Annotated in this window: 19 protein-coding genes; 14 read left to right on the top strand and 5 right to left on the bottom strand. The window is 68.7% G+C overall.

Features of this window, described 5'->3' with window-relative positions; translation table 11 throughout:
- Positions 1–19: 19 nt before the first annotated feature.
- Positions 20–2,776, top strand: coding sequence for a lantibiotic dehydratase (locus ACIA49_RS03090; RefSeq protein ID WP_396375419.1), 2,757 nt, complete (start codon positions 20–22; stop codon positions 2,774–2,776).
- Positions 2,773–4,056 carry a lanthionine synthetase C family protein gene (locus ACIA49_RS03085; protein WP_396375418.1) on the top strand — a complete coding sequence of 428 codons (1,284 nt, stop codon included), beginning with the start codon at positions 2,773–2,775 and terminating at the stop codon, positions 4,054–4,056. Before ACIA49_RS03090 ends, ACIA49_RS03085 begins: the two co-directional genes overlap by 4 nt.
- A 174-nt stretch (positions 4,057–4,230) precedes the next feature.
- Here the strand turns inward: ACIA49_RS03085 and fahA are convergent, their stop codons facing one another.
- The gene (gene fahA, locus ACIA49_RS03080) at positions 4,231–5,364 is read right to left on the bottom strand and encodes a fumarylacetoacetase (protein ID WP_396375417.1); all 1,134 of its coding nucleotides are present in this window, start codon (positions 5,362–5,364) and stop codon (positions 4,231–4,233) included.
- Positions 5,361–6,206 carry a hypothetical protein gene (locus ACIA49_RS03075; protein ID WP_396375416.1) on the bottom strand — a complete coding sequence of 282 codons (846 nt, stop codon included), beginning with the start codon at positions 6,204–6,206 and terminating at the stop codon, positions 5,361–5,363. Before ACIA49_RS03075 ends, fahA begins: the two co-directional genes overlap by 4 nt.
- 72 nt (positions 6,207–6,278) lie before the next feature.
- Between ACIA49_RS03075 and ACIA49_RS03070 the strand changes: the two genes are divergently transcribed.
- Together ACIA49_RS03070 and ACIA49_RS03065 are read left to right on the top strand one after the other, a co-directional pair.
- Positions 6,279–7,475, top strand: a complete 1,197-nt coding sequence (locus tag ACIA49_RS03070) for a homogentisate 1,2-dioxygenase (protein WP_396375415.1) — start codon at positions 6,279–6,281, stop codon at positions 7,473–7,475.
- Positions 7,476–7,512: 37 nt separating this feature from the next.
- Positions 7,513–8,130 carry a hypothetical protein gene (locus tag ACIA49_RS03065; RefSeq protein WP_391548739.1) on the top strand — a complete coding sequence of 206 codons (618 nt, stop codon included), beginning with the start codon at positions 7,513–7,515 and terminating at the stop codon, positions 8,128–8,130.
- Here ACIA49_RS03065 and ACIA49_RS03060 read toward each other — a convergent pair.
- Entirely contained in the window at positions 8,127–8,900 is a 774-nt protein-coding gene (locus tag ACIA49_RS03060; RefSeq protein ID WP_396375414.1) for a polysaccharide deacetylase family protein, read from the bottom strand. The genes ACIA49_RS03065 and ACIA49_RS03060 overlap by 4 nt on opposite strands.
- A 196-nt stretch (positions 8,901–9,096) precedes the next feature.
- On the opposite strand from ACIA49_RS03060, the gene ACIA49_RS03055 reads away from it, so the two are divergent.
- From ACIA49_RS03055 to ACIA49_RS03045, 3 genes are all read left to right on the top strand, one after another.
- On the top strand, positions 9,097–10,956 hold the full coding sequence (locus ACIA49_RS03055; RefSeq protein WP_396375413.1) for a bifunctional metallophosphatase/5'-nucleotidase: 1,860 nt from the start codon (positions 9,097–9,099) through the stop codon (positions 10,954–10,956).
- Between the two features lie 69 nt (positions 10,957–11,025).
- A complete protein-coding gene (locus tag ACIA49_RS03050) occupies positions 11,026–11,541 on the top strand; it encodes an RNA polymerase sigma factor (RefSeq protein ID WP_396375412.1) in 516 nt (171 codons plus the stop codon).
- Positions 11,538–12,344 carry a hypothetical protein gene (locus tag ACIA49_RS03045; RefSeq protein ID WP_396375411.1) on the top strand — a complete coding sequence of 269 codons (807 nt, stop codon included), beginning with the start codon at positions 11,538–11,540 and terminating at the stop codon, positions 12,342–12,344. Before ACIA49_RS03050 ends, ACIA49_RS03045 begins: the two co-directional genes overlap by 4 nt.
- A gap of 2 nt (positions 12,345–12,346) precedes the next feature.
- On the opposite strand, the gene ACIA49_RS03040 is transcribed toward ACIA49_RS03045, so the two are convergent.
- The gene (locus tag ACIA49_RS03040) at positions 12,347–12,598 is read right to left on the bottom strand and encodes a PLD nuclease N-terminal domain-containing protein (RefSeq protein WP_396375410.1); all 252 of its coding nucleotides are present in this window, start codon (positions 12,596–12,598) and stop codon (positions 12,347–12,349) included.
- Between the two features lie 113 nt (positions 12,599–12,711).
- Here ACIA49_RS03040 and ACIA49_RS03035 point away from each other — a divergent pair, with 113 nt between their 5' ends.
- From ACIA49_RS03035 to ACIA49_RS03005, 7 genes are all read left to right on the top strand, one after another.
- On the top strand, positions 12,712–13,821 hold the full coding sequence (locus tag ACIA49_RS03035) for a sensor histidine kinase (protein ID WP_396375409.1): 1,110 nt from the start codon (positions 12,712–12,714) through the stop codon (positions 13,819–13,821).
- Positions 13,818–14,471 carry a response regulator gene (locus ACIA49_RS03030; RefSeq protein ID WP_396375408.1) on the top strand — a complete coding sequence of 218 codons (654 nt, stop codon included), beginning with the start codon at positions 13,818–13,820 and terminating at the stop codon, positions 14,469–14,471. Before ACIA49_RS03035 ends, ACIA49_RS03030 begins: the two co-directional genes overlap by 4 nt.
- A 72-nt stretch (positions 14,472–14,543) precedes the next feature.
- Positions 14,544–16,007: a M1 family metallopeptidase gene (locus ACIA49_RS03025; protein ID WP_396375407.1), complete on the top strand. Its 1,464-nt coding sequence runs from the start codon at positions 14,544–14,546 to the stop codon at positions 16,005–16,007.
- A 32-nt stretch (positions 16,008–16,039) separates the two neighbouring features.
- The gene (locus ACIA49_RS03020) at positions 16,040–16,735 is read left to right on the top strand and encodes a FadR/GntR family transcriptional regulator (protein ID WP_396375406.1); all 696 of its coding nucleotides are present in this window, start codon (positions 16,040–16,042) and stop codon (positions 16,733–16,735) included.
- An 11-nt stretch (positions 16,736–16,746) separates the two neighbouring features.
- Positions 16,747–17,475 (top strand): creatininase family protein, encoded by a 729-nt coding sequence (locus ACIA49_RS03015; RefSeq protein ID WP_396375405.1) that lies wholly within the window; start codon positions 16,747–16,749, stop codon positions 17,473–17,475.
- Between the two features lie 207 nt (positions 17,476–17,682).
- Positions 17,683–18,597 carry an alpha/beta hydrolase family esterase gene (locus ACIA49_RS03010; protein WP_396375404.1) on the top strand — a complete coding sequence of 305 codons (915 nt, stop codon included), beginning with the start codon at positions 17,683–17,685 and terminating at the stop codon, positions 18,595–18,597.
- Positions 18,594–20,126 (top strand): AbgT family transporter, encoded by a 1,533-nt coding sequence (locus tag ACIA49_RS03005; RefSeq protein WP_396375403.1) that lies wholly within the window; start codon positions 18,594–18,596, stop codon positions 20,124–20,126. Before ACIA49_RS03010 ends, ACIA49_RS03005 begins: the two co-directional genes overlap by 4 nt.
- Here ACIA49_RS03005 and ACIA49_RS03000 read toward each other — a convergent pair.
- Positions 20,119–20,697: a nicotinamidase gene (locus tag ACIA49_RS03000; RefSeq protein WP_396375402.1), complete on the bottom strand. Its 579-nt coding sequence runs from the start codon at positions 20,695–20,697 to the stop codon at positions 20,119–20,121. The two genes, ACIA49_RS03005 and ACIA49_RS03000, sit on opposite strands and share 8 nt — an antisense overlap.
- Positions 20,698–20,699 lie beyond the last annotated feature (2 nt).

Raw genomic sequence — 20,699 nt, 5'->3', positions numbered from 1 at the left:
GACTGACGACGTGCCGCCGATGGACCGGTTCCGGCCCGGCGGGTTCGCGGTGCTGCGGCTGGCAGGTGCACCAGCTGCCGCCGCAGCACCGACGCGTACCGCCCCCGACCCGGAGACCGCCACCGTTGCGCAGCTCCGCGACTACCTCGCCGACCTGTACGCCGACGAGCCGCTTCGCGAGGCGATCGAGCTGTCCAGCCCGTCGTTGACCACTGCCGTCCGCAAGCTGCTCGCAGCGGAGACGCCTGACCGGGGCAAGCTGGAGCGGGCGGTCCTCGCCTCGACGCGATACCTGTTGCGGATGACCGGTCGGCCGACCCCGTTCGGGCTGCTGGCCGGTGTTGCGCCAGTGCGGTTCGGCGAGTCGGCGAAAGTCCGGATCGGCACGGACCACACCCGCGTCGTACACCCCGACTCCGGCTGGCTGTTCGAGGAACGCCGTACCGAACTGCCCGAGCGGGTGGTGGCGAACAACCTCGCCGAGGTCCGCGGCGATCGCGTCGTCCTCCAGTACCTGCGCAAGCTCGGCGACGAACGGCCCGGTCGCCAACTGTCCATCGCGAACTCGCCGGCCGTCCGCCTGATCCGCACCGCGGCTCGCCGCCCGATCGAGTACGGCGTACTCCGCGGCCAGCTCCTGGAGGCGCATCCAGAGGCGACGCCCGAGCACGCCGATCAGATCCTCCGCCAACTCCTGGACCGCGAGATCCTGCTCCCTGAGCACGGGCCGAAGGCAGCCACCGGAACGGTGCAGGTCGACCTGCGGATGGATGTGGACCTGCAGCTGCCTCAGGAGGTCGCCGACGAGGCGGCCCGGGCGGCCGAGGTGTTGTGGCGGTTGTCGCCGCCCGGGGATGGGCTGCCCGACCTCGCGACGTACCACCTGGAGTTTCTTGATCGCTATGGAACCGACCGCGTCGTACCGGTCCTCGAACTGCTCGACCCGCATGTCGGCCTCGGCCCGCCGGCCGACTACCGCATCCCCTTCGGTGAGCGATCCGGGCGGGGTGCGCCCGCCACGACCCATCCGGAACTGCGCGACCAGATCCTGGCGGCCACGCTCGGCGACAACCAGCGTGAACTGGTCCTCGACGAGGCCCTGATCGACCGGCTCGCCGGTACGACGGACGACAGGCCACCGGACTCCCTCGACCTGTGCGCCCAGCTGTTCGCCGACTCGGCCGAGGCGGTGGACCGGGGCGACTTCTTGCTGTCGGCAACGAGTGGGTCGATCGCGGCGGGCGCGATGCTCGGCCGGTTCGCAACCATGCTCGGACTCGAGGACGAGCTGACCGAGCTCCTCGGCGGGTCCGCGGATCCGCTGCCGGTGCAGTTGCGGTTCCAGCCGTTCGAACCACGCTTCGGCAATGTGCTGCGCGAGCCCCAACTGCTGCCGCACCTGCTCTCGGTCGGGACCTTCGCCGATCCCGACGACCCCGGGGTGATCGACGTCCGCGATGTTGCCGTCGGCACCACCGGTGAGCGGCTCTACCTGCTGTCGACGAAACTCGGCCGCGAGCTGTCGGTGATCCGGCCGAACATGATCAACGTCGTCACGGCGGCTCCCAACGCGGCCCGCTTCCTGGCCGCGATCGGCCTGGCCGGGCGTCGGTTCTGGACGCCGTGGCAGTGGGGCCGGCTGGCTGTTCTCCCGCGGTTGCCGCGCGTTCGGTTCGGCCGCACGATCCTGGCGCCGGCCTTGTGGCGCACGGATCCCGCGCTGGCTGAGAGTGCTGAGTGGGACGCCGACCTCGACCGTTGGCGGGATCGATGGCGGCTGCCGAATGTCGTCCGGGTCACCGTCCTGGACCATCATCTGGACCTCGATCTGCGCGTCCCGTTGCACCGAAGATTGTTCCGCGACCAGCTCCGCAAGGAGCCGTCGACGGTGGTCAGTGAGATCCCTGCCGAGTACGGCGCTGGGCTCGGGGTGACCGGTGGTCACGCCAACGAACTCGTGGTCCCGGTGGTCTCGACCGCCGTACCGGAAGCCGTTGCGCCGAACCCGTCCTGGGCGACTGCCGCCGCGCCGCGGATCAGGCATCTGCCGGGTGGGGAGTGGCTCTACGCCAAGGTCTACCTGATGTCCGACTTGCACGACGCCTTTCTGGCCGGGCCGGTCAGCGGGCTAGTCGAACGGATGAACGTCGACCGCTGGTTCTTCCTGCGGTACGCCGATCCTGACGCGCACCTGCGCCTGCGCTTCCATCATGGCGATCCCGCCGTCTTGCATGACTGGGCGCGTGAGGCAGCCGACGCCGGTCTGATCCGCACGATGGTCCTGGACGAGTACGAGCCCGAGACCGTCCGGTACGGCGGTCCCGACGTGCTGGAGGCGGCTGAGAACCTGTTCTGCGCCGACAGCCAAGCGGTCGTCGACCAGCTGCAGCAGCGAGCCCGCGGGCAACTCCAGGTGCCGATCGAGTCGTTGACTGCCCTGAATCACCTGGACCTGTTGAGTGGTCTTGGTGATCTCGAACAGTGGTTCGTGGACACCTATCCGATCGACCTGTCCAATGTCCTGCCGACGACCGAGCGAACTGCGTTTCTCCAACTGTACAAGGACTTTCAGCCTCTCGATTGCTGGCAGCAGCGAGCCTCGGCGGCCGCCGCGTACGGCGAGGCTGTCGACCAGAACAGGCAAGCGGTGATGAGCGTCCTGCATCTGCACGCCAACCGTCTGCTCGGAATGGACCGGTCCGCCGAGAGCCGTGCGTACGGGCTGCTCCGGGTGGCGCTGCGGCGCCGGCTCGACCGAAGGAGGCACGGCCGATGACCAACGATGCGGCCGCGATCGTCGCCGTACTGGCCGATCGCCTGCGCGATCCGGAGGCGGTGATCGCGGCCACGACAGCCAACGGCAAGGTGGTCGACGTCGCTGACCTGAGCCTTCCGCCGTGGGATCCGTCCACGCTGACCCGGGGTCCTGGTGCGCTGGCAGTGCTGTTCTCCGAGCTCGGCGAGCGCGAGGTCGCCCATGACTACCTGCAGCGGACAATGGCCGCCACCCGGGGGAGTTCAGTCGAGGGCCCGGTCGAGGGGCTCGGCGCGCTGGCGACCGCGACCCGCCTGGCGGCTCATGAGCCGGGGGACTACGCGGGCATGCTGGAGCGCCTCGACGGCCGGATGATCGAGCACGCGCGGTGGCTCGTCAGTGTTCAGGCCGCGACGCGACGGGCCGGCGTACCGACGTGTTCGGGTGTCGTCGATGTGGTGAGCGGCCTGAGCGGTGTCGGTCGGTATCTGCTGGCCCGCGAGCAGTACGACGTACTCCGCGAAGTGCTGACCGGCCTGGTCTCGTTGCGGGAGCCGATCGTTGTCGACGGCATCGAGGTACCGGGCTGGTGGTTCGACGGGACCACGAAGACGGTCGTCGGACCGGAGTTCGCCCAAGGTCAAGTGAACTTCGGCCTCGCGCATGGAACGCCGGGTCCGCTGGCGCTGCTGTCGCTGGCCTGGACGGCGGGCATTCGCGTCGACGGACAAGCAGAAGCCGTTGCGGCGATGGCGGATTGGCTGCTGGAGTGGCGAGAGAAAGATGCCTGGGGCCACTATTGGACCGCCTATGTGCCGCTGTCGTACTACGCCGATCGCGACGCGGCCGCTGCTCCACAACCCGCCCGCGCATCCTGGTGCTATGGCGCACCAGCGATCGCGCGTGCTCTCGAGTTCGCGGCGACTGCTTTCAACCGGCCGGACTGGTCGGACGCGGGACTGGATGCGTTCCGCTCCTTGCTGAGCCGGCCGCGCGCCCAGTGGGGGATCACTGACGACGCCCTCTGCCACGGCTGGGCCGGAATGCTCTACCTGTGCACGCTGTTCGACCGCGCGCACCCCGGAGAAGCCTTCGGTCAGGTCGCCGACGAGATCGCGGCTGATCTCGTCGACCGGTTCGATCCGGCGGCGCCGTTCGGCTATCGCTACCACCAGCCGATCGCGAACCTGACCCTCGATCTGCCAGGCCTGATGGAGGGCGCAGCCGGTATCGCACTGGCCCTCGCTGCCTACACCACCCCGCCGCGGACCGGCTGGGACTCGGCCCTCCTGCTCAGCTGACACACGAAGCACCACCGGCGCCATTCGCACGGTGGGTTCAGTCGTGAGGGCACGGTGGGTTCAGTCGCGCTGCCCAGTACGACGTGCCTCGCCGAACCCGCGTCATCGCGACGGGGTGACTACCTGCAGTCGTTCGTGTCGGCGGTGCCCGGGACAGCCGCCGTACGGGTGGTGTTAGAGGGCGGGGGTGATGCGGCCGGTGACCTCGCCCAGGTGGAGGGGGCCGGCGTGTGCGGTGATGGTGACCTCGTCGCCGTCCTCGAGGAAGGTGCGCTGTTCACCCTTCACGGTGATCGGCTCGCGACCGCCCCAGCACAGTTCCAGGAACGAACCGCGCTGGTCCTTGGCCTCTCCTGAAACGGTTCCGGAGGCGAACAGGTCGCCGGTACGGACTGCCGCGCCGTTCACCGAGAGGTGGGCGAGCATCTGCGCGGGCGACCAGTACATCTCCCGGTACGGCGGCCGGCTGACCAGCTCGCCGTTCCAGTAGACCTCGAAGGTGATGTCGAGGTTGGTCAACCGCTCGCCGGCCAGGTAGGGCAGGACGGCCGGCTCTTGGGTGCCCAGGGCAACTTCCGCGGGCTCGAGGGCGTCCAGGGACACCACCCAGGGGGAGATCGAGGTGGCGAACGACTTGCCGAGGAACGGCCCGAGCGGCACGTACTCCCAGGCCTGGATGTCGCGGGCCGACCAGTCGTTCAGCAGCACGACGCCGTACACGTGCTCCTTGAAGTCGTCGACGGAGATCCGGCTGCCGAGCGCGGACGGCGTACCGACGACGTACCCGAGCTCGACCTCGATGTCGAGGCGCAACGACGGTCCGTACGTCGGTGCTGCCGCGTCCGGGGCCTTGCGCTGACCGGACGGCCGGACGATATCGGTGCCACTGGCAACGACTGTGCCGGCGCGGCCGTGGTAGCCGACGGGAAGGTGCTTCCAGTTGGGCAGGAGCGGTTCGGCATCGGGACGGAAGAGTCGACCGACGTTGGTCGCGTGGTGTTCGGAGGCGTAGAAGTCGACGTAGTCGGCGACGTCGAAGGGCAGCAGCATCGTGACCGCGGACTGCGGGATCAGGTGTGATTCGACGGCACCGGTCTGGACGAGCTCCAGCAACTGCGCGCGCAGGGAGGTCCAGGCCGGTCGGCCGAGGGCGAGGAACGCGTTCAGCGTCGGCTGGGCGAAGGTGTCCGAGAGGCCGAGCGGGGTGAGGTCGATGACGTCGTCACCGAGCGCCGTGCCGATCCGCGGCTCCTCGTCGCCGTGCCGGAAGACGCCGAGGGGCAGCGTGTCAGGTCCGAACGTGGTCACAGGTCCCCCAGCAGGTTCAGGTGGTTCAGGTCGGTGCGCGGTTCGTCGATGCTGCAAGAGCCGAAGGAGGTGAACCAGCGGCGAGTGGTCGCGGCGCGGTCCTCGGTCAGCTCGCGGGCTCGTTCGGCGAGCTCGAGGTCGTTGTCCCAGCTCAGGATTTGCACGAGCTCGTCGTGGGAGGCGCCGTCGAGGGAGGCGCGGGTGGCGAGCAGGACGTTCAGGAAGCCGTGGTGCTCGAAGCCGGTCGCCGGGTCGGTGTGCCGGACGGCGTTGTGCAGGCCGGCCGTGCACTTGAACGGGACCTCGACGTCGAGGCAGCGCGTGATGAACCTCGCGACCTCGTCCGCCGACGGGAACAGGTGAGCGTCCAGACCGCCGGTCCGCAGCTTGGCGGCGTACCCGGCCTCGGCGATCGGGCCGAGTGCCTGCTCCCAAGCGCCGTCCAGCCCGGTCTCGACGTACACGGCCTGGTCGTCGAGGCAGTCCTCGGCGGCCCGTACGACGCGCAGCGCGTTCCGGGTGAGGTCGCCTTCGTCGCGCAGCCGCACCTCGACGCCGGTCAGTTCGAGGCCGGGGGAGCGCTCGGCCCAGCGGACGGCCGGCTCGATCCCGCCGGCGCCGCCGGTGATCACGACCGAGATGCGCAGCGGCTCGTCGCCGGCCGCCGCGGCGATCTTCGGCAGGTCCTCGTCGGTACAGATGAAGGTGCCCACGAGATCGGCGTACGGCGCGGCGCGGTGCGCGCGGTGGGCAGTGACGGCCTCGGTCAGCGGCAGGTTGCCCGGAGGAAACATCGCCGCGTCGTCGACCAGGTGCCGGTACAGGGCAGGGACGGTTGACATGGCCCCGAGCCTAACGGATGCTTTCGGTAAGCGGACGCATGCGTTCGATTATCGTACTCGGGAGTCTGAAGAATGACGTTCTACCGGCAGATCGGGCAGATCCCGCCCAAGCGGCACACGCAGTTCCGGAACGCCGACGGCGGGTTGTACTACGAGGAGCTGATGGGCGAGGAGGGGTTCTCGTCGGACTCGTCGCTGCTCTACCACGCCGGGGTCCCGTCGGCGATCGTCGACTCCCAGATCTGGGAGCTGCCCGACCTCGCCACCGTCCCGAACCACCCGCTCACGCCGCGGCACCTGAAACTCCATGACCTGTTCACCGACACGTCGGCGACCAACGTGGTGGAGCATCGGCGGTTGGTGCTGGGCAACGGCGACGTACGGATTTCGTACGTCGTGGCCGAGCAGCCCTCGCCGTACTACCGGAACGCCATCGGCGACGAGTGTGTGTACATCGAGAAGGGCTCGGCCACGGTCGAGACGGTTTTCGGCGTACTGAGCGCTGTCGAAGGCGACTACGTGATCATTCCGCGGGCGACCACGCACCGCTGGCTGCCCGGTCCGGACGGCGTCTTCGCGTACTGCATCGAGGCGAACTCACACATCGCGCCGCCCAAGCGGTACCTGTCGCGGTACGGGCAGTTCCTGGAGCACTCGCCGTACTGTGAGCGGGACCTGCACGGGCCGACCGAGGCGTTCACGGTCGAGGGGACGGATGTCGAGGTGCTGGTGAAGCACCGCGGGAACGGTCCGAGCGGGATCGTCGGCAGCCGGATGACGTACGCGACGCATCCCTTCGACGTGGTCGGCTGGGACGGCTGCCTGTACCCGTACACGTTCAACGTGAGCGACTACGAGCCGATCACCGGCCGGATCCACCAGCCGCCACCCGTGCACCAGGTGTTCGAAGGCTACAACTTCGTCATCTGCAACTTCGTCCCGCGCAAGGTCGACTACCACCCGCTGTCCGTGCCGGTGCCGTACTACCACTCGAACGTCGACTCCGACGAGGTGATGTTCTACTGCGGCGGCGACTACGAGGCCCGCAAGGGATCCGGCATCGGCCTCGGGTCGATCTCCCTGCACCCCGGCGGCTACGCCCACGGCCCGCAACCCTCCTCGATCGAGGCGTCGCTGGGCGCGGAGCGCTTCGAAGAACTGGCCGTGATGGTCGACACCTTCCGCCCGCTCGAACTCGGCGAAGGCGGCCTGAACGTCGACGACGGCGTCTACGCCTGGACCTGGGCAGGCCGCCGCCTTCAGCCCTGATGTCGGCGGTGGGCCGGTGGGATGGGATTCTTACCGGATGAGCGAGGAGGCGGGGTTCGTCGTCGGGGTCGATCGGCAGGCGGTGATGCGGCGGCGTGAGGTGGTCAGCACGGTGCTGCGCCGGGGAGCGTGGGCGACGCTGGTGATCGGTGCCATCGGCATCCTTGGAGCGCTCTACGTGCTGATCACGATGCGCTACTCGGGACTGTGGCCGTTCGCCGTACTCCTGATCGTGGCCATGCTGCCGCTCGTCGTCAGCACCGTCCTCGCCCTCCGCCTCGACTCCGAGCGGCAACGCTGGTACGCCGCCTTCCCGCTCCAGGACGTCGCGATGCGGATGACCGAGCGCGGTCTCGAACTAGCCTGCGACGGCGCCGGCTACCCGGTGATGCTCCCCTGGGGAACCGTCACCGGCTTCCGCCAGAAGAAGCTCTTCGGCCAGTACATGCTCGAGCTCGTCATTGCCCCCGGCGTCGGCGCCACCACCGCCGGAGTCCGCGGCCTCGACCAACCCGCCGTACGGGCCGTCGTCAAGCCCAGCCCACTCCTGCACCCCATCGGCATGTTCCTGGTCAAGGCCCTCGACCAACCGGTCCACGTCATCGACCAGGCCCTCCAGCACTACTCCAAGGGCTCAGCCGCCGTACAGCACTAGCAGGGCAGGGAGTGGAACGTGTAGCCCTGGCGCTGGAGTTTGGTGAGGGCTCGGTCGAGGGCGGCGACGGTCTCGGCGCGGTTGCCGCCGCCGTCGTGCATGAGGACGATGGCGCCGGGGCGGGCGCCGATCAGGATGGCGTGCTCGATGGCGGCCGCGCCGGGCTTCTTCCAGTCGTTGGTGTCGACGTCCCAGAGGACCTGGCGCTGGTGGTTGGCCTTGGCGGTCGCCTCGACGGCCGCGTTCGTGTCGCGGAACGGCGGGCGGAAGCACTTGGACTTCACGCCGGAGAAGATCTCCTGGCGCATCTTGGCGGCCGGGAGCTTGGTCAGCATCGGGTGGTCCCAGGTGTGGTTGCCGATGTGGTGCCCGGCGGCGCGCTCGACGTCGAGCAGCTCCGGCCGCTTGGCCGCTTCGGAGCCGAGCACGAAGAACGTCGCGTGCGCGTTGTGCTTGCGCAGGATCTGCAGCACCTTCGGCGTCCAGACGGCGTGCGGGCCGTCGTCGAAGCTGAGGTAGAGGACCTTGCCATGCTTGGTCAGGTTCCAGTCGTCGACGGCTGGCTTGGCCTTCGGGCCTTGATGCTTGGGCCCCGGCCCGGACGGCTTCCGCGGGATCGGACTGCCGCTCAGCGGCCCGTGCGCCACCGTCTGGACGGCAGGCGACGACGTCTTGACGGGGGAGTCGGACGGCTGGGCGGCCTGAGCGAGAACGGCACCGCAGAGCAAGGCGGCGACCAACGGCAGGAGCTTGCCGGGCGGCCCGGTCACGGAGCCTCCCGCCCTGGCCCGGAGCGCATGGGGAGCGGAGCGACTGGAACGACGAGGGAAGGGCGGGAGTAGCCCCGTGACTCGCCGCGCCGGAGGCGCGGAATGTGCACGGTCATGAGTTGCATCCTCTAACAGCCAGGGGGCCAATTCCGAATCGGGTCGCACGTAAGGTGTCGATTGCCATACCCAACGACGCGTGAGGCGGCTGATGAACGACAACGGGCGGACGACGATGAGCAGGCGGACGGCGATCGGTGGTGCGGCGGCGCTCGCCGCGGCCGGTTTCACAGCAGCACCCGCGTACGCCGGGCGCGGTGGCGGCGGCCATGACAAGACCGTGCGGCTGAGCGTGCTCGGCACCACGGACCTGCACGGCAACGTCTTCAACTGGGACTACTTCAAGAACGCCGAGTACGACGATGCCGCGCACAACGACATCGGCCTGGCGAAGATCTCCACGCTCGTCACCGCCTTCCGCGAGCGCGTGGCCACCGACCGGCACGCACCGCGGCCGCTGCTGGTCGACGCCGGCGACACCATCCAGGGCACCCCGCTCGCGTACTACTTCGCGAAGATCGAGCCCATCACCGGCGGGCACATCCACCCGATGGCCGCCGCGATGAACAAGATCGGGTACGACGCCGCCGCGCTCGGCAACCACGAGTTCAACTACGGCCTCGACATCCTGCGCCGGTTCCAGCGCCAGCTGCGGTTCCCGCTGCTCGGTGCGAACGCGCAGGACTGGTCGACGGGCCTGCCGGTCTTCCCGCCGTACGTGCTGAAGCGCGTGCACGTGCCGGGCCGGGCGCCGATCACGGTCGGCATCCTCGGCCTGACCAACCCCGGCATCGCGATCTGGGACAAGGCCAACGTCGAGAACAAGATCAAGTTCGGCGGGATCGTCGAGCTGGCCAAGCTCTGGGTGCCGCGGGTCCGCAAGGCCGGCGCCGACATCGTGATCGTCTCCGCGCACTCCGGCATGGACCTCTCCTCCTCGTACGGCGACGCCCTGCCGGTCCCGGAGAACGCCTCGGTGCTGATGGCCGAGACGGTGCCCGGCATCGACGCCGTACTGGTCGGGCACGCGCACCAGGAGATCCCGGAGCGGCTGGTGACGAACAAGGTCACCGGTGAGCAGGTCGTGCTGACCGAGCCGCTCAAGTGGGGCATGCGGCTGTCCGTGATCGACCTCGACCTGCAGCAGGTCCGCGGATGCTGGAAGGTCGTCAGCCGGCACAGCCAGGTGCTGAACGCGAACACCGTCGCTGCCGACCCGAAGGTCGTCGACGTCCTGCAGGCCGACCACGACAAGGTCGTCGGCTACGTGAACTCCAAGATCGGCACCAGCAAGGCGGCGATGTCCGCGGCGACCGCTCCCTGGGAGGACACCGCCGCGCTCGACTTCATCAACTTCGTCCAGGCCGACGCGGTCTCCAAGGCCCTCGTCGGTACGCCGCAAGCCGCGCTGCCGGTCCTCGCGATCGCCGCGCCGTTCAACCGGGCAGCCGCGATCCCGGCCGGTGACGTCTCGGTGCGCGACGTGGCCGGGCTCTACATCTTCGACAACACCCTGCTCGCGGTGACGATGACGGGCGTCCAGATCAAGGCCTACCTGGAGTTCTCCGCGCAGTATTACAAGCAGGTCAGCGGCCCCGGCCCGTTCGCGTCGGCCGACGTCACCAACGCACCGACGCCGACCGCGCCGACCGGGACGCCGGACTACAACTACGACGTGATGGGCGGCCTGACCAAGCCGCTCACCTACAAGATCGACATCGCCAAGGCGGCCGGCTCCCGGATCCTCGATCTCGCGTACGACGGTGCTCCGGTGACCGACGACCAGCAGTTCGTGGTCGCGGTGAACAACTACCGCCAGTCCGGCGGCGGCAACTTCCCGCACGTCTCCAAGGCACCCGTCGTCTACAACCGCCAGGTCGAGATCCGGCAGCTGATGATCGACTACGTCACCGCCACCGGCGAGGTCGACCCCGCCTCCTTCCACACCGTCGACTGGGCCCTCGTCTCGAACGGTGCCCCCATCGTCATCAACCCTTAAAGGTAAGAACGCGTCATACCCGGACATCAACCGGGTATGACGCACTTACTGGCGAGGGAGGCCGCCCGCGTGACCGAGTCCCCTCCAGATCCCCGGTTGGCCCGCTTCGAAGAACTCTTCACCTGTCACCACGACGACGTACTGCGGTACTTCGTGCGGCGGCTCGACATCCGCGCCGACGCCGCCGACCTGGTGGCGGAGACGCTCCTGATCTCCTGGCGCCGCCTGGACGAGGTGCCGGACGCACAGATCCTGCCCTGGCTGTACGGCGTCGCTCGCCGCGTGCTGAGTAATCACCGCCGCGGCGAGACCCGCCGGCACGGCCTGGCCGACCGCCTCCGCGACGATCTACGAACCGCCGTACCGGATCCGCAACCGGCCGCCGTCGAGGCCGCCGAGGCCTTCAAGCAGCTGTCGGACACCGATCGCGAAGTCCTCTCCCTGGTCGCCTGGGAAGGCCTGGACTCCGGTCAGCTCGCCGCTGCCCTCGGCTGTTCACGCAGTGCGGCCATGGTCCGCCTGCACCGCGCTCGCCGCCGCCTCGAGCGCCTCCTGGACAACACCCCGGCTGGAGCAAAGTCATGACCGATTCCCTGGACCTCCTCCGCTCTCTCGACCCGGTCGCCACCAACGACCCCGCCGCGCAGGTGACTGCCGAGACCCGAGGCGACCTGCTCCGCACCATCACCGCCACCCCGGTGCCCGTCAAAGTCCCGGTACGACGACGTCTGGTGCCGGTGCTCGTCGCCGCAGCCGCGGTCGCCGCGATCACGGTGCTCGTGGTTCGCGTGCCGGGCGGCAACGACCGCCCGGAGGCGCTGTCCTTCACGGCTCAAGGTGACGTGATCAAGATCCGGGTCGTCGATCCCGGGGCGGACGCCGAGCGCCTCACCAAGGAGCTCAAGGCGCAGGGTTTCGACATCGGACTCAAGCTGGTCCCGGTGTCGCCGTCCAAGGTCGGCCAGACGATCGCGCGAGGCTTCTCCGGCGACGCCACCGCGGCGCGCATCACCACCACGGCCTACCCGGTGGGGTGCGCTGAACGGAACCTCCGGCCCTGCGTCCCGGAGTTCACGATCGCGCGCGATTTCCAGGGCCAGGCGCAGCTGTACCTCGGCCGGGCGGCCGAACCCGGTGAGGAATACGGAGCCGCCGCGGACATCAGCGCGCCGGGTGAGGCGCTCGCGGGGACCAGGATCTTCAACCAGCCGGTCGCCAAGGTGGCGAAGGCGATCGAGCAGCGCGGTTTCTCGGTGACGTACCGGGTGACCGTCAACAGCACGGGAGTGTTTCGCGAGCAGGTCCCGGACACCTGGTTCGTGTACTCGGCCAACGCCTCGTCCGACCACCACGTCTTCGTCGACGTCGGGCCGGACCGGCAACGCTGAGGTCAGCGGTAGGCGAGTTCGTTGGCGTTGCGCTTGCCGACGAGGAACCAGAGCAGGCTGCCGATGAACGGCGCCACGATGATGAAGATGATCCAGACCAGCTTCATACCGCCCGATGCCGGGGAGAACAGCGCGCTGAAGAAGGCGCCGATCACCAGCAGGACGTAGGCGGCCAGGACGGCCATGCCGGCGGCGCCAAAGATCCACATGCCGTTGTCGGTGGACGAGGTCGTGTGTGCGATGAGGGTGAGCATGCCTCCAGCATCTCGGGAACGGGTGCTGGAGGCATCGGTCGACCGGCTCAATCGGCCGTAGTACGAAGGTGTTAGACGCCCGCCTGTTCGTCGGTGGCGCTACGGTTTGGGGTATGCGGCTGGCTTGGTGGGACGGCAAACTCCGGATCCTGGTGTTCGACGTCCTGTTCGCCGTGCTCGTCGCGTGCGGGCTGGTGCTGGAGATCGCCAAGAACGAGCAGTACCGGTGGTACACCGTCGCGCTGGTCGCGGTTCCGTTCGCGGCGATGCTGGTACGGCGGCGGTTCCCGCTGGTGTTCATGGCGGTCACGCCGATCGCGCAGTGGTGGCCGAGCGTGCAGGTGACGATCGCGGCGTACACCGTTGCCAGCCGCAAGGGTCTGCACTGGCAGACCGCGGTCTCGTTCGTCTACGGCAGCGCGGTGATCGTGTTCTGGCCGGGCAAGCGGGGGGAATCCGGGGTCGGTTCGGATATCGGCTACATCGTGTTCTTCGTGCTGGTGCCGACGCTTCTCGGGTTGTGGGTCTATCAGCGCCGCGCGCTCCTGATCGCGTTGCGCGAGCGGGCCGAGCAGGCTGAGCGGGAGCGGGACCTTCGCTCCGAGCGCGTGGTCGTCGCCGAACGCCGGCGGATCGCCCGCGAGATGCATGATGTCGTCGCACACCGGGTCAGCGCGATCGCCTTGCAGTCCGGCGCGCTGACGATGACCGCGCCGGACAAGCAGACCGAAGAGGTCGCCGAAGTCATCCGCAAGACCAGTACGGCGGCGCTCACGGAGCTGCGCGAGATTCTCCAAGTACTGCGCGACGAGCTGCCCGGTGAGCCGGGACACGTCGCCCCCGCGCTGGACGCCGTACCGGTGCTCGTCGCTGATGCGGTAACGACCGGGCTGAAGGTGAATCTCGAGCTGCCGGACCCGGTTCCCGAGGTCTCGCCGGCGGCCGGGCGGGCGGCGTACCGGGTGGTGCAGGAGGCGTTGACGAACGCGACCAAGCACGCGCCGGGTGTCGTGGTGACCGTGAAGATCAAGGCTGACAAGAAGAATCTGGCCGTCGAGGTGAGCAACCCGCGCGCCGTCGTACCGTCGGAGGTGCCCGGATCCGGGTACGGGCTGTTGGGGATGCAGGAGCGGGTCACGTTGGCGGGTGGCACACTGCAGACCGGGTGGGATGACGGTGTGTTCCAGGTGAAGGCAAACCTCCCGGTGAAGGCGGCGGAATGATCAAGGTGCTCCTGCTCGACGACGAAGGGCTGGTCCGCAACGGGATCCGGCTGATCCTGCAGGCCGGCGGTACCGCGGAAGTGGTTGCCGAGGACACCAATGGCGCGAACGTCGTCGAGCTGATCGAGAAGCACCACCCGGACGTCGTACTCACCGATATCCAGATGCCGCAGGTGAACGGGATCGAGGTGACTCGGCGAGTGAACGCGTTGCCGGATCCGCCGCCGGTCGTCGTACTGACCACGTTCGATCTGGACGAGTACGTGTACGAGGCGCTGCAGGCCGGGGCGACCGGGTTCCTGCTCAAGGACATCGCGCCGCGGGCCTTGGTCGAGGCGGTCGAGCAGGCGGTCCGTGGCGACTCGATGCTCTCGCCGAAGATCACCAAGCGGCTGATCAGCTCCTACACCGCGCACCCTGCGCCGGGTCCGGCCGGCACCGGCGACGACGACCCGCTGCAGGAGCTCACCCCGCGCGAGCGCGAGGTGGCGATCGAGGTCGCCGAGGGGCTCAGCAACGCGGAGATCGCCGGCAAGCTCCAGCTCAGCGAGTCGACCGTGAAGGTGCACATCACCCACATCATGGCGAAGCTCGGCCTGTCCAACCGGACGAAGCTGGCCCTGCTGGTGCACGACATCGGCCTCGCCTAAGACCGTGGGATGACGGTAGGTCCCGCCCGCAGCACGATGTTCGGCGGGCCGGCAGCGCCTAGTTTTTTCAGCATGCTGAAACGATCCGTCGCAGCCGCGGTTGCGCTGACCACACTCACGTTCACCCTGCCGGCGCAGGCCGCACCCCCGCCGGCCGCCGGTGCCATCGGGATCGGTGACCGCGTCTGGCCCGAGCTCGGCAACGGAGGGTACGACGTCCTTGACCAGCGGCTCGACCTTCGCTTCGGCAAGGGACTGACGGCGTACACGGCGACCACGACCCTGGCCGCGCGCGCCACGCAGAACCTGAGCGCGTTCGACCTCGACCTGCTGGGGCCCAAGGTGACCGCGGTCAAGGTCAACGGCGTACCGGCGGCCTGGAAGACCACCCCACAGGGCGAACTGGTCATCACTCCGGTCAAGCCGGTTCGTCGGCACCTGCGGTTCACCGTGCGGGTCGACGTCCGCAACAACTTGCCCGAGGCATCGGAGAGTGACCCGTTCCCGGCCGGCCTGCAGCGGTACCACGGCTGGGTGCAGACGACCAGCCAGCCGTCCGGCGCGCGCCGGATCCTTGCCGTCAGCGACCATCCGGCGCAGAAGGCGCCGGCCACCTTCTCCGTCACCGCGCCGTCCACGGTGAACTCGATCGCCAACGGCAAGCTGGTGAGTGTCCGCGCGTCCGGCGCCTCGACCACCCGCGTGTTCCGCGAGTCGCGCAAGATCGCGCCGGAGCTGATGCAGTTCGGGCTCGGCCCGTTCACCGTCCTGCACGCGACCGGGCCGCACGGGCTGCCGCTGCGGTACGCCGTACCGGCCGCGCAGGTGAAGGACATCGAACCGCAGCTGGCCTCGTTCGACCGGTCGATCCGGTTTCTGGAGAAGCGGCTCGGCCGGTTCCCCGGGGCGGAGGCCGGCTCGTACGTCTCCGCGCTCGGCGGCGAACTGGAGACGCAGGGTCTGACGCTGATGGCGGCCGACGTGATGACCAAGGAGGGGTTCGAGAACAACGGCACCGAGGCCGTCGTCCTGCACGAGGTCGCGCACGAGTGGTTCGGTAACTCGGTCTCGCCGAAGGACTGGTCCGACCTGTGGCTGAACGAGGGACAGGCCGTCTACTACGAGCGCGTCTTCGCCGCGGGCACATGGGGGCACGACTTCGCCGAGAGCCTGCGGGAGACCTACGAGAGCCAGGGCAACAACCTGCTCGTGAACGGCCCGATCGCCAAACCGGACCCGAAGACCTGGACCGGCCACGAGGCGGACGTCCGCCCGTACAGCTCGGGTGCCTATCAGGGCGGCGCCCTCGCGCTGTTCGCCCTGCACGAGACGGTCGGAGCGCGGACCTTCGAGGCGATCGAGCGCGCGTGGGTCCGCAAGTACGCCAACGCGTCGGCCGGGACCGAGGACTTCATCGCGCTCGCCTCACGGGTCGCCGGCCGCGACCTCGGCCCGCTGCTGCGGTCGTGGCTCTACGGCACGACGCTCCCCGCGATGCCGGGGCACCCGGACTGGAAGGTGGGTCCGAAGTCTTGACGGCTCGAAAGGCTAAGTGATTTAGTCACTTTGTGACTTACTCAGCGTCCGAAGCGCCCCCCAGCCTGTCCGACCGGTTGACCGAGTCGATCCTCGGCATCATCCGGGACGGCGGGCTGGGCCCCGGTGACGCCATCCCGTCGGCGCGTGAGTTGGCCAAACGGTTCGAGATCACCACGCCGACCATCCGGGAGGCGCTGCGGAAGCTGGAGGCGACCGGCGCGGTCGAGTTCCGGCACGGATCCGGGACGTACGTCGGCCCGACCATCAACAACGTGGTCCTGGCCAATCCGCACCGGCCGCCGATCACCAAGGAGTCGGTGCTGCAGTTGATCAGCGCCCGCCTGGTGATCGAGCCGGCCATCGCCGCTCAGTCCGCCGCCGCGCGTCAGCCGGAGAACCTGGAGCGGCTCGAGGCCGCGGTCACCAACGCACTCGTCCCGCCGGGCGGACCGTCGTTCGCGCTGAACTTCCACATCGAGCTCGCCGGCGCGTCGGGCAACCCACTGCTGCAGGAGGTGCTGGCCTCGCTGCTCAAGGTGCGCCTGCGCGAGCAGCAGCAGATCCGCGCGCTGTACGACAACCGCACGCGCGATCACGAGGAGCACCAGGCGATCGTCGACGCCGTACGGGCGCAGGACGCCGAGCGTGCCGAGCGCCTCACCCGCGAACATCTGGACAACATCCGGGCTGCCGTGGAGTCCGCTGACGCCTGGGGGCAGCCGTGAAACTCGCCGAAATGACCACCGACGAGGCCGCTGCGGCCGTTCGCCGGTCGCCGCTCGTCATCATCCCCGTCGGTGCGCAGGAGCAGCACGGCGGCGGGATGGCGATGTCCACCGACACCGTGCGCGCGGTCGGCGTCGCCGAGCGGGTCGCCGAGCGACTGGCCGGCCGCGCCGTCATCGCCCCCGTCGTCCCGTACGGCGTCTCGCCGCATCACCTCGCCTTCGCCGGCACCATGTCGTTGTCGCCGGCAACCTTCATGCAGGTGATCCGGGATCTGATCACCAGCCTGAATCTCCATGGCTGGAAGCAGTTCCTCGTGGTCACCGGGCACGGCGGGAACAACGCCGCGCTGTCGGTGCTCTCGCAGGAGTACCTGCGTGCGGACCTCACGTTCGTCTGGACACCCGTCACCGAAGTGGTGTCCGACCTGATCACCGATGTCAGCGAGGTGCACGGCCACGCTGGGGAGGCCGAGACCGCGCAGATGCTGTACCTGGCGCCGGACCTGGTTCAGGCCGACCGCCTGGAGCCGGGCGCCACCACGCTCGACGAGCTCTCCGTCCCGGCCCGGCTGGCCCGTCGCGGTCGGGGGCCGCGGATCTCGGTCGGGTTCGACGAGTACCACAAGCGTGGCGTTCTGGGTGATCCCCGGACCGCCACTGCCGAGGCCGGCCGTCTCCTCGTCGAGACCGCCGCCGACCGGATAGCCGCCTTCGCCACCGACCTACTCTCCGCCTAACCCCCACCCCTCACCCCCGCACCCCCGCACCCCCGCACCCCCGCCCTGTCCGCATTTGGTGGGTTCACCCACCAAATGGGAGGTTCCCACCCCGTATTCAGGGTGGGGAACCCCCAAGCTGGTGGGTTCACCCATCAAATGGGGCGAGGCGGTGGGTTCACCCCATCGAATGGGGTGAGGGGGAGTCCTGCCTGAGGAGGCACCTCGATGAGATTCGCACGCCCGAAAACCCTAGCTGCGATCGTGGCGGCGGCCGGCCTGGTGACTGCCGCCACCACGTTGCCGACAGCAACTGCATCCACCGTGTCCCGTACGGCGGGCTGTGGCAAGGCCGCGGCCACCGGTGACTACACCGTCGCGAGTGGCGGTCTGACGCGCACGTACCGGTTGCATGTGCCGGACAACTACAAGCCGTCCAAGACCTATCCGCTCATCCTCGTCTTCCACGGCCGGGGCAAGACCGGCGCCCAGACCGAGGCGTTCTCCGATCTGTCGAAGCTCGACGCGGTCGTTGCCTACCCCAACGGTGTGATCGGGGACGAGGAAAAGCAGGCGTGGCAGGGCGCGCCGTACGCGGCCAAGGGCGTCGACGACGTGAAGTTCACCGCCGACCTGCTCGACCAACTCGAGGCCAACTACTGCGTGGACACCCGCGCGGTCTACGCGACCGGCAAGTCCAACGGTGCCGGGTTCACGGGCATCCTCGCCTGCACGATGGCTGACCGGTTCGCGGCGATCGCGCCGGACTCCGGGGCGTTCTACATCGAGGGCGGTCGCTGCGCGCCGAGCCGGCCGATCCCCGTCCTCGACATCCACGGCACGGGTGACACGACGATCCCGTACGGCGGCGACGGTCAGCGCGACCTTCCCGACGTACAGACGTGGGTCCGGGACTGGTCGGTGCGCAACCACTGTGACCAGGACCCACGCGAAACCCAGGTCGGTGACGACGTCCTCAAGTTCACCTACAAGGGCTGCGATGCTGATGTCGTCCACGTCGCCGTAACGGATGGTGGGCACACCTGGCCGGGTTCGGACGCGTCCTCTGGTCCGGGCTACGTCACCCAGACCTTCGAAGCGCACGAGCTGATCGGGAAGTTCTTCAAGGAGCACAGGCGATGAGTACCGCAACCGATACGAAGGAGCTGCCACGTCTCGTCCGGGCGATGGCGGTCATCGAGCGGGCCGGTAACGCGTTGCCGCATCCGTTCTGGCTGTTCTGGATCCTGTCCGCGATCCTCGCCGTGGTGAGCGCGATCCTGGCCGCGCTGGACGTCTCGGTCATCTCGCCGAAGGACGGCAAGGAGGTCGCCGTACAGAACCTGTTGTCCGGTGACGGCCTGCAGATGGCTGTGTCCACGGCGATCTCGAACTTCGCCGAGTTCCCGCCGATGGCCACGATCGTGGTCGTCATCATGGGGGTCGCGCTCGCCGAGCGGACCGGATTCCTGCAGTCGCTGATGAAGGTCAGCGTCTCCCGGGTGCCGACCTCGATGGTGGTCTTCGCGGTCGCGTTCGCCGGGACGATGGCCCACGTCGCGTCAGCGGCGGCGTACATCATCCTCGTTCCCCTTGGTGGGTTGGCTTTTCGGGCAGTCGGCCGGTCGCCGATCCTCGGCATCGTGGTCGCCTACACCGCGATCGCCTCCGGGTACGACGCCAGTCCGATCCCGACACCGAATGATGCGATCTTCGCCGGCATCACCGAGGCCGCGGCCAAGACCATAGATCCGAATGCCTCCATCTCACCGCTGTCGAACTGGTTCTTCAACATCGCCTCGTCGGTGCTGCTGGCGCTCGTGATCACGCTCGTCACCCGGTTGGTGCTGAGCAAGCGGGACGACCTGGAGGCCGACCCGGATGCCCCCGGTGACGATCCGGACGCGCTGACGCTGTCCGCCGTGGAGCGGACCGGCTTGCGGCGGGCCGCGATCGTCTTCGGGATCGCGGCGGTCGCGATCATCGCCGTACTGGTTCCGCACAACTCACCGTTGCGGGGCGAGAACGGCAGCATCGTCGAGTCGCCGTTCCTGGACGGGATCGCGATGGTGGTCGCGGTGCTGTTCGGGCTGGTCGGCATCACCTACGGCGTGACGGTCAAGGCGATCGAGAAGGCCGCCGACGTACCGAAGCTGATGGGCGAGGGGATCAAGCAGATGGCACCGGTCCTGGTGCTGTTCTTCGCGATCGCGCAGTTCCTGGCCTACTTCAGCTGGAGCAAGATCGGCGACCTGCTGTCGGCCGAATCGGCCCGCTGGCTGGGCGATCTCGGCGCGCCGACGATCGTGATCTTCCTCGGCATCCTGGTGCTGCTGACGCTGATCAACATCCTGGTCACCAGCGGTTCGGCGATGTGGTCGCTGACCGCGCCGATCCTGGTCCCGATGATGCTGCTGCTGAACGTGCCGGCCGAGACCACCCAGGCGCTCTTCCGGATCGCCGACTCGGGCTCGACCGCGATCACGCCGATGAGCCCGTACTTCGTGATGGCACTCGGTTTCCTGCAGCGGTACCGCAAGGACGCCGGCGTGGGCACGCTCGCGTCGTACACGGTGCCGTTGGCGATCGCGATGACGATCGCCTGGACCGCGTTGTTCCTGCTCTGGTGGGCGCTGGGGATCCCGCTCGGACCAGGAGCTCCGGTCAGGTGAGGTTGACCCCGGCAGCACGCAGGTCGCTCAGGGCCTGCTCTGTGCTGCCGGGGGCCACACCGGCGGTCAGGCCCGTGAGGACCGTCGTACCGAAGCCCTCGACACGGGCGTCCAGGGCGGTTGCCCGGACGCAGTAGTCAGTGGCGATCCCGCAGACGTCGACCTCGGTGATGCCGTGCTCGCGCAGCCACTCGGCAAGGCCGCGCCCGCCCTCGTGGGACTTGCCCTCGAAGCCCGAGTACGCCGCTTCGTACTCACCCTTGTCGAAGATCGCGTCGAACGGCTGCGGATCCAGGTTCGGGTGGAAGCTGACCCCGTCGGTCCCGGCGACGCAGTGCCGCGGCCAGGAGTGGACGAAATCGGGCTCGTCGGAGAAGTGGTCACCCGGGTCGATGTGATGATCCCGGGTGGCCACGACGTGCGAGTACTCGCGCTCGTCGGGCTCGGCCTCGTGCCACTTGTGCACCAGCTCACCGATCCGGAACGCCACGTCGGCGCCGCCGGCCACGGCCAGGCTTCCGCCCTCGCAGAAGTCGTTCTGCACGTCCACCACGATCAGTGCCCGAGTCATGT

Source organism: Kribbella sp. NPDC051587, from assembly GCF_044453945.1.
Classification (GTDB): domain Bacteria; phylum Actinomycetota; class Actinomycetes; order Propionibacteriales; family Kribbellaceae; genus Kribbella.
This window is presented reverse-complemented; position numbering and strand designations above follow the sequence as displayed.

Coding starts and splice junctions, on each gene's coding strand:
- ACIA49_RS03090 (WP_396375419.1), top strand. CDS start 20: ATGGACCGGTTCCGGCCCGGCGGGTTCGCGGTGCTGCGGCTGGCAGGT.
- ACIA49_RS03085 (WP_396375418.1), top strand. CDS start 2,773: ATGACCAACGATGCGGCCGCGATCGTCGCCGTACTGGCCGATCGCCTG.
- ACIA49_RS03075 (WP_396375416.1), bottom strand. CDS start 6,206: ATGTCAACCGTCCCTGCCCTGTACCGGCACCTGGTCGACGACGCGGCG.
- ACIA49_RS03070 (WP_396375415.1), top strand. CDS start 6,279: ATGACGTTCTACCGGCAGATCGGGCAGATCCCGCCCAAGCGGCACACG.
- ACIA49_RS03065 (WP_391548739.1), top strand. CDS start 7,513: ATGAGCGAGGAGGCGGGGTTCGTCGTCGGGGTCGATCGGCAGGCGGTG.
- ACIA49_RS03045 (WP_396375411.1), top strand. CDS start 11,538: ATGACCGATTCCCTGGACCTCCTCCGCTCTCTCGACCCGGTCGCCACC.
- ACIA49_RS03040 (WP_396375410.1), bottom strand. CDS start 12,598: ATGCTCACCCTCATCGCACACACGACCTCGTCCACCGACAACGGCATG.
- ACIA49_RS03035 (WP_396375409.1), top strand. CDS start 12,712: ATGCGGCTGGCTTGGTGGGACGGCAAACTCCGGATCCTGGTGTTCGAC.
- ACIA49_RS03030 (WP_396375408.1), top strand. CDS start 13,818: ATGATCAAGGTGCTCCTGCTCGACGACGAAGGGCTGGTCCGCAACGGG.
- ACIA49_RS03025 (WP_396375407.1), top strand. CDS start 14,544: ATGCTGAAACGATCCGTCGCAGCCGCGGTTGCGCTGACCACACTCACG.
- ACIA49_RS03015 (WP_396375405.1), top strand. CDS start 16,747: ATGACCACCGACGAGGCCGCTGCGGCCGTTCGCCGGTCGCCGCTCGTC.
- ACIA49_RS03010 (WP_396375404.1), top strand. CDS start 17,683: ATGAGATTCGCACGCCCGAAAACCCTAGCTGCGATCGTGGCGGCGGCC.
- ACIA49_RS03005 (WP_396375403.1), top strand. CDS start 18,594: ATGAGTACCGCAACCGATACGAAGGAGCTGCCACGTCTCGTCCGGGCG.
- ACIA49_RS03000 (WP_396375402.1), bottom strand. CDS start 20,697: ATGACTCGGGCACTGATCGTGGTGGACGTGCAGAACGACTTCTGCGAG.